This is a genomic window from Nitrospirota bacterium (assembly GCA_016214385.1).
GTDB lineage: Bacteria > Nitrospirota > Thermodesulfovibrionia > UBA6902 > JACROP01 > JACROP01.
On the sequence record JACROP010000176.1, the window covers coordinates 1 to 7695 of the forward strand.

Below are 7695 nucleotides of genomic sequence, written 5' to 3' on the forward strand. Positions count from 1 at the left end.
GAAATAATGCGTCATTCCTGCGGAAGCAGGAATCCAGAAAAAGATATTGAAAAATTGGTTAAAAGGACTGGATTCCCGCCTTCGCGGGAATGACATATAATTATCAACCCTTGAGTTTTAAACGATTTTTGTCTTCTCGTGTTTTGTCTCATATGTATTGAACGAGTACAAAGCCTTGCATTACAGGGAATTTTCTGTTAATTTAGCAGGGTAGAGGAGGTTATGCACAGAATACAGGGTGCAGAAGACAGAGTGCAGAAGAAAAATATAGAAGATACGAAGATAAGAAGATGGGACGATAAGAAATCTCAACTTCTTATCTTCTCAACCTCTCAACTTCTCATGCTCTGTTTACTGTTTACTGTTTACTGTTTACTGTTTACTGGATGTGTCACAACCCCGAGTGTAGAGAAGATACAGATGGCTCAGGTTCATTATAAGTTAGGGCTCGCATATCTCACAGAAGACAGGATACAGGAAGCCTTTGTTGAGTTTCAGAAGTCCATAGCATTAAACCCCGAAGACAAAGAATCCCTCAACGCCCTCGGCCTCATTTATACAAAGCTCGAAAAATATAGTGACGCCATCTCTTCCTATAGGAAAGCTATAATGGTTGACTCCAAATTTTCAGAAGCACACAACAACCTCGGTGTCACATATACGAAGCTTGAACAATGGGACGAGGCAATAAAGTCATTTCAGCTTGCCCTGAAAAACCCCCTCTATGCAACGCCAGACACTGCCTATTCCAATATGGGTCTTGCCCTTTATAAAAAAGGGGAATATCTTAAAGCCATGGAATCCACTAAAGAAGCGCTTAAAAGGTCTCCGAATTTCCATTATCCTCTCTATGTACTCGGCCTTATTTATGTAAAGTTAGACAAAAATAAAGATGCCATAGGAGTGTTCTCAAAAGCAGTCACAATAGACCCGCACTATATAGAAGCCCACTGGGAACTTGCCAATGCATACCTCAGAGAAGGGGATAAAAAAAGAGCCATCGAACATTTCAGAAAAGTAGCAGAGAGCGGCATCCAGGAGAAAAGCAAAGAGGCATTAAAATATATAGAAATACTGAAATGAAATGGATACGCCAGGGAAAATCCTGAAGGCAGAGAGGGAAAAAAGGTCTTTATCTTTAAAGGAGATTTCTGCAAATTTAAAAGTAAGTCAGGCCTACCTGAGGGCTCTTGAGGAAGAAAAATACGAACAAATCCCTGGTGAGGTTTTTGTTAAAGGTTACCTCCGGCTTTATTCCAGATTCCTCGGCCTCGATGGCGATTATATCCTGAGTCTCTTACCAGATGAGACCAAACCCATGGAGATAGAGGAAAAACCACCCCGGGATGAAAAAAAGCCCCTGTCACACTCATGGCATCTATATTTAATAATTTTAATCATCTCAACCATTGCCGTCGTATCGCTTTTCTTCTTCACAACGCAGATTAGCAAGTACGAAACACCTCCACCTGTTATTGAGCAGCCAGCGCAGCCCCGGATAGAAACTACAACTCCAGAATTGATTCAGCCTGAACAGGAACAATCAAAGCAGCCTCCTGCCAAACTTTCTCTTAAGATAACGGCAATTGAAGATACATGGCTATTAGTAAGCCCGGACGGGCAAAAGCCATCAGATGTCATTCTCATGGCCGGCGAGAGTGCTGAATGGGAGGCCATAGAAGGTTTTTCAATTAAAATAGGAAATGCCGGAGGCGTAAAGCTTTATTTCAATGGTAAAGATTTGGGCCCAATTGGTTCAAAAGGTGAAGTTGTAACACTGAAATTACCAGGGCACCAACGATAATTTAAATCCAGTCCTGCTTATTAAAACCTTTATGCCTGGATTTGGGAATAATTTGGACAGCAAAACGATCATGAGACTCATTCGCATGGCAGAAAAGGCCATGGGGAATGCCATTGCCCCTTACTCTAAGTTTAAAGTAGGGGTAGCCATCATTGCAAAAAACGGGAAAATTTATTCGGGCTGCAATATAGAAAATGCCTCGCTGGCTCTGAGTGTATGCGCAGAGCGGGTCGCAATACTCAATGCCCTCTCTAATGGTGAGCGTTCCTTTAAGGCTATGGCTATTGTAGCTAATGACAGAGATTATTGCTATCCATGCGGTGCATGCAGACAATTATTGTGGGATTTTGCTAAAAACCTTGAAATATACCTTAAGAGTGAAATGGGTGTCAAAAAATTTACCATAAAAGAATTCTTACCGTATGCGTTTAGCAAGGATTTTGCATGAACACACTCTGCCTCCGCAATTTTTTCATTTATATTTTTAACAAAACTATTGACAAACATCAAACATGCTGGTATCTTCTTGTGTAGAATCCATTGATAATCCTGAAAAGAAAGGAGATCTGTCATGACAAAAGCCGAACTCATCGACAAGGTGGCAAAGGATGCGGGAATATCCAAAGCTTCCGGAGCAAAGGCAATCGACTCTATCGTCGAGGGCGTAACAAAGGCCCTTAAAAAGGGCGATAAAGTGACCCTCGTTGGATTTGGCACTTTTTCTTCGGTAAAAAGAAAAGCCAGAAAAGGCCGCAATCCAAGGACAGGGGCTGAGATTAAGATTCCTGCTACGAGAGCCCCGAAATTCACAGCCGGCAAAGCCCTGAAGACTGCTGTAAAGTAATATTATTTAAATTAAAAAGGGGGGACAATTTCGACAGGCTCAATGCTCCCCCCTTAACTTTCTAACAGGCTGCTGAAAAAGTCTCTTTTCTGTCATTCCGAACCCTTCGCCTGTCATTCCGATGCCGAGGCTTCGGCAGAGGAATCTTAAGATTTCTCGAAATGACACTTCGTGTCAGGGTAAACTCCGCGAGAAATCTTAGAGTCGTTAAGATGACACAACTGAATAGCAGCAACTTTCTAAGAATATCTTATCTGTAATCGCTGAATCCCGGTGGACATTCCTGTTTTTGAATCTATTTCTATAACAACGCCAGAAAGAATAGATGGGCCTTTGGCGATCTCAAAACGTGCAGGCATCTGTGTAAGAAATTTATTTATTATCTGCTCTTTTTTAATTCCTATTATTGAATTCAGAGGCCCGGTCATGCCAACATCCGTTATAAAAGCAGTACCCTTTGGGAATATCTGCTCATCAGCGGTCTGGACATGAGTATGTGTACCTATGACTGCGCTCACCTCTCCGTCTAAAAACCAACCAAAGGCAGCCTTTTCAGAGGTAGCCTCGGCATGGAAATCAACAATAACTATATTGGTCTCTGCTTTGAGTTTTGGTATCTCCCTCCTCGCAACCTGAAAAGGGCAGTCCATCTGGCTCATGAATACCCTGCCTGAGAGATTGAGGACAGCAACCTTTTCTCCTGAGGAGGCATTAAGAACAAGACTCCCATAGCCAGGGACATCTGGAGGATAATTAGCAGGTCTTAATAGCCTGTTTTCTCTTACAATATAGGAAAGAACCTCCTTTTTATCCCAGATGTGGTTTCCTGATGTAAGGATATGGACTCCGAGAGAAAAAACCTCTTCAGCTACTTTCTGGGTTATACCAAAACCGCCGGCTGCATTCTCACCATTGGCAATCACGAAGTCTATCTTAAAGCGTTCGACCACACGCCCAAGACCTTCCTTCAATGCCTTTCTGCCAGCCTCTCCTACTATGTCACCTACAAATAAAACTTTCACCTTTATTAATTTCTTACTTTCCGGCTATATTTACTTAGCATATTCCACATACCTTGACTCCCTTATCACAGTCACCTTTATCTGGCCAGGGTATGTAAGACTTTCCTCTATCTTCTTTGCAAGTTCCCTGGATATCTGGGCTGAAACTTCATCCGTGACCTCTTCGGGCCTTACTATAAGCCTTATTTCCCTTCCAGCCTGGATTGCATAACACCTGTCAATACCCTTAAAAGACATTGCTATCTCCTCAAGTTTCTCAAGCCTCTTTAGATAGCTTTCGAGTGTTTCCTTTCTTGCCCCTGGCCTTGCTGCTGAAAGCGCATCAGCAGCCGCAACAAGGGCGGCTTCTACAGTGGTGGGGTCCCCTTCGCCGTGGTGAACCTGAATCGCATTTACTACCTTATGGTTTTCTCCAAATTTTTTCGCAATACTGGCGCCGATGGCCTGATGAGAGCCCTCAACCTCATGGTCAACGGCCTTCCCGATATCATGGAGGATACCTGCCCTCTTTGCAAGTCTTGCATCAACCCCGAGCTCTCCAGCCATAACACCTGCTAAATAGGCCACTTCCCTTGAATGCTGAAGGACATTCTGGGCATAGGATGTTCTGTATTTAAGCTTTCCAACAAGCCTTACAAGCTCTGGATGTATCCCATGAAGGCCGAGGTCGAAGATCGCCTTCTCGCCTTCTTCCTTGATTGTTGCCTCAACCTCCTTTTTTACTTTTTCAACAATCTCCTCAATCCTGGCTGGATGAATCCTCCCATCTGCTATAAGGCGCTCCAGAGAAATCCTCGCTATTTCTCTCCTGACAGGGTCAAAACCTGATAACAGAACCATCTCAGGGGTATCGTCTATTATAAGCTCCATACCAGTGGCTGCCTCAAGTGCCCTTATATTCCTTCCTTCTCTGCCGATTATCCTCCCCTTCATCTCATCATTTGGAAGGCTTACAGCACTGACAGTGGCATCACCAACATAGTCACTTGCATAACGCTGGATGGCAAGGCTGATAATCTCCCTGGCCTTTCTATCAGCTATCTCCTTTGCTTCATCCTCAATCCTTTTTGTCAATTTTGCAGCATCAAATCTTGATTCATCTTCAATTTTCTTGAGGAGCTCTTTCCTTGCCTCCTCAGCACGCAGGCCTGAAATGCGCTCAAGGAGACTCGTCTGTTCCCTTAGAAGATTTTCATAGCGGGCATCTTTTTCAGCAACAGCCTTCTCTTTATTATAGATGTCCTTTTCCCTCCTGTTAAGCTCCTGTTCTTTTCTTTCTAAATGATCGGTCTTCCTTTCGAAGGTCTCTTCTTTCTGGCGAACTCTCCTCTCAAGTTGATTTAACTCCGCCCTTCTATCTTTAAGCTCTCTGTCAGCTTCAGCCTTTGCCTGAAAAACTTTATCTCTTGCCTCAAGTGCTGCCTCTTTTCTAACAGCGTCTGCCTCTCTCCTGGCCTCCTGTAAAATTTTTTCTGCGTTTTGCTTGACTTCCTTCGATTCCTTACCCGACACGCTCTTCCAGTAAAACAATGCAAGGATAAATCCCAATCCAAACCCAACAGCAAGGGCTATGGGTATGTATATCGAATTAAACATTATTTGATCCTCCTTTTCTCAAGTCTCTTTTTTATTACCTTTTCAAAACCTCCGGGGTCTCCTCCCCTTATGCTCTTTATAAATGCAGAGATGGTGTTATAATGGCTGGGCTGCATTCTCCAGGCAAGTGGAGCCCTTTCCCGAAATCTCGGGATTAGACCGGGTCTGATTGTTCATTTTGAAAAGTTCCATTCACACTTCAGGGGCTAAGCCCTGGTCTCCGTGAATGGCCTATGACAGAAGAAGTCTTATGGGAGGGACAAGTTGAATTTTGCTTGAGTTTTTATCTCTATAGAAAAAAGGCCCGATAGGGCCCTGCCCTGAACCGTCTGGTTCAGTGCCCTGTAAACCGAAAAAGGTTTATTTATATTCAATCTTCCCCTAAGAACTTTAACTGTCATGGCCATTAAGCAATACAACCTCATAAAGAGGCTATTAAACCCACCTTGCCGTGTAGGCAGAAAACTCAGATCCCATAAAGTATACGTGGGTGCCTCAAAAGGAGGATTAGGCTTGCTCCTTAGAGCGCTCACACCTGCCTTAATATGGCTCCCTAACTTTTTAATTTGACGGATCAACTTTTCCACCTATCACGCACAAGGTAGGCAAAACTTCTACCTATTTATACCAAAAAATTACGTAATTTTCAAGCAAATTGTGAGTTAAGTGAAAGCCCATATTCTAAAAGGGTCTTTCTGAGCCTCTCCCTGTTTGCATCATTCATAGGACACAGGGGCAACCTGAACTCCTCCTCGATTTTACCCATCATGCTCAGGGCTGTCTTTGCCGGTATCGGGTTTGTTTCAATAAACATTGCCTGATTCAGAGGCTCGAGTTTAAAATGCAGCCTCCTTGTCCCTTCAATATTTCCTTTTTCCCATTCCCTGACCATGGAGGAGACATCCCTGGGCACCACATTGGCTGTAACAGAAATTACACCCTTTCCTCCGAGGGCCAAAAGCGGGAAGGTTGTAAAATCGTCTCCTGATATTACTGCAATCCTGTCTCCGCAGAGGCGGATAATCTCACTCACCTGCTTCATATCACCTGTAGCCTCTTTAATGGCAATAATATTTTTAAACTCCAGCAGACGTGCAACAGTTGAAGGCAGAAGATTTACTCCAGTCCTGCCCGGGACATTATAGAGCACTATCGGAATATCAACTGACTCAGCTACTTTTTTGTAATGCCTGTACAGACCCTCCTGCGTTGGCTTATTGTAGTAAGGTGTAACCAGCAAGGCAGCATCAGCGCCGAGTGTTTTTGCCTTTTTTGTTATCATTATTGTTTCATCTGTGGAATTTGCACCTGTGCCGGCAATTACAGGAACCCTGCCTTTTACAGTTTTCACTGTTATCTCTATGACTCTGTAATGCTCGTCATAATCCAGGGTAGCAGACTCTCCTGTAGTACCGCATGGCACTATTGCATCAGTGCCTTCAGCTATATGCCACTCTATTAAATCTCTTAGGGCTTTCTCATCCACTCTGCCATTTTTAAATGGCGTAACAATTGCAACAATTGAACCCTTAACCATAAAAAATCCTCCTTAATGCTAAAGTTTAGGCCAAAACCATTATCAGGGTCAAGGGAAATTGACAGTGGGATGCTATTTCTGATATTTTTATGGAATGAGATATTCCCTTTATTTGCTGCTTATAATACTTATTATAGTGCCCTCTACTTCTTTATCTTCTGAAGTCCCTGAACCAATGGGGTACAAGCCTCTTGCCCCCAATGGAGTATTTTCCACCTTCGGTGCAAAGAGCCTGAAGAAAAACCAATGGGCCTTTGCCCCTGCATTTGAACTATTAAGAGAGCCCACCATAGAAAGGGCATCCATACAGGCTGCTTACGGCATAAGTGAGGCGGCTGAACTTGGATTTAACTTTCCTTACACGTGGGGAGAAGATTCTGAGGGTTTTGAACAATTAAATCTGGGCTTGAAATATCGCTTCTTAAATGAAACGGCCATTACACCATCTATTTCCTCTATTTTTGTTCTCGGTATTCCTGTGGGAAACGAGCCCCACGCAAATTCTACAGATTTTAGTGCAGGCATTATTTTAAGTAAACGCTTTGGCCCTGTAAACGGGCACATCAATCTGATTTACACTGCAATAGACAGACCATCTCTGAGGAATGAGTTGACTTATGCATTTGGTATTGATTTCCAGGCAGCAAGCAATTTAAATCTTTTAGGCGAGCTCTATGGTCGGAAAAGTCGTTTCCATGACAGAGACATCCTTGAACTCAGGGTCGGCTACAGGATTGCAACTACCGAATCCATGTATACAACTCTGGGGATAGGTTTTGACCCTAAAACCAGGACCCCGGAATACAGGGTCCTGGTCTCAGTAACTTTTCTCTACCCGGCCGAAAAAAGAAAAGTAATAAGAATCATTGAGGAGGAAAAATAAAATTTAAAA

Annotated in this window: 8 protein-coding genes and 1 other RNA gene; 5 read left to right on the plus strand and 4 right to left on the minus strand. The window is 43.3% G+C overall.

Annotated features, from left to right (window positions below; genetic code table 11):
• Positions 1–222: 222 nt before the first annotated feature.
• The 4 genes from HZC12_10750 (at position 223) to HZC12_10765 (ending at position 2648) form a co-directional block, all read left to right on the plus strand.
• Positions 223–1083: a tetratricopeptide repeat protein gene (locus HZC12_10750; protein MBI5027182.1), complete on the plus strand. Its 861-nt coding sequence runs from the start codon at positions 223–225 to the stop codon at positions 1081–1083.
• A 1-nt stretch (position 1084) separates the two neighbouring features.
• Positions 1085–1804 (plus strand): helix-turn-helix domain-containing protein, encoded by a 720-nt coding sequence (locus tag HZC12_10755; protein MBI5027183.1) that lies wholly within the window; start codon positions 1085–1087, stop codon positions 1802–1804.
• A 70-nt stretch (positions 1805–1874) separates the two neighbouring features.
• Complete coding sequence (locus HZC12_10760; protein MBI5027184.1) at positions 1875–2252, plus strand: cytidine deaminase; 378 nt, start codon at positions 1875–1877, stop codon at positions 2250–2252.
• A gap of 123 nt (positions 2253–2375) precedes the next feature.
• Complete coding sequence (locus tag HZC12_10765; protein MBI5027185.1) at positions 2376–2648, plus strand: HU family DNA-binding protein; 273 nt, start codon at positions 2376–2378, stop codon at positions 2646–2648.
• Between the two features lie 239 nt (positions 2649–2887).
• On the opposite strand, the gene HZC12_10770 is transcribed toward HZC12_10765, so the two are convergent.
• From HZC12_10770 to HZC12_10785, 4 genes are all read right to left on the minus strand, one after another.
• Entirely contained in the window at positions 2888–3676 is a 789-nt protein-coding gene (locus HZC12_10770; GenBank protein ID MBI5027186.1) for a TIGR00282 family metallophosphoesterase, read from the minus strand.
• Positions 3677–3700: 24 nt separating this feature from the next.
• Positions 3701–5266, minus strand: coding sequence for a ribonuclease Y (gene rny / locus HZC12_10775; protein MBI5027187.1), 1566 nt, complete (start codon positions 5264–5266; stop codon positions 3701–3703).
• Between the two features lie 434 nt (positions 5267–5700).
• Positions 5701–5877: non-coding RNA, 6S RNA (ssrS, locus tag HZC12_10780), on the minus strand.
• A gap of 35 nt (positions 5878–5912) precedes the next feature.
• On the minus strand, positions 5913–6803 hold the full coding sequence (locus HZC12_10785; GenBank protein ID MBI5027188.1) for a 4-hydroxy-tetrahydrodipicolinate synthase: 891 nt from the start codon (positions 6801–6803) through the stop codon (positions 5913–5915).
• Positions 6804–6897: 94 nt separating this feature from the next.
• Here HZC12_10785 and HZC12_10790 point away from each other — a divergent pair, with 94 nt between their 5' ends.
• Positions 6898–7686, plus strand: a complete 789-nt coding sequence (locus tag HZC12_10790) for a hypothetical protein (GenBank protein ID MBI5027189.1) — start codon at positions 6898–6900, stop codon at positions 7684–7686.
• Positions 7687–7695 lie beyond the last annotated feature (9 nt).

Bases quoted from the DNA above. Each gene is read 5' to 3' on its own strand.
- HZC12_10750 (MBI5027182.1), top strand. From the start codon at position 223: ATGCACAGAATACAGGGTGCAGAAGACAGAGTGCAGAAGAAAAATATA.
- HZC12_10755 (MBI5027183.1), top strand. From the start codon at position 1,085: ATGGATACGCCAGGGAAAATCCTGAAGGCAGAGAGGGAAAAAAGGTCT.
- HZC12_10760 (MBI5027184.1), top strand. From the start codon at position 1,875: ATGAGACTCATTCGCATGGCAGAAAAGGCCATGGGGAATGCCATTGCC.
- HZC12_10765 (MBI5027185.1), top strand. From the start codon at position 2,376: ATGACAAAAGCCGAACTCATCGACAAGGTGGCAAAGGATGCGGGAATA.
- rny (MBI5027187.1), bottom strand. From the start codon at position 5,266: ATGTTTAATTCGATATACATACCCATAGCCCTTGCTGTTGGGTTTGGA.
- HZC12_10785 (MBI5027188.1), bottom strand. From the start codon at position 6,803: ATGGTTAAGGGTTCAATTGTTGCAATTGTTACGCCATTTAAAAATGGC.
- HZC12_10790 (MBI5027189.1), top strand. From the start codon at position 6,898: ATGAGATATTCCCTTTATTTGCTGCTTATAATACTTATTATAGTGCCC.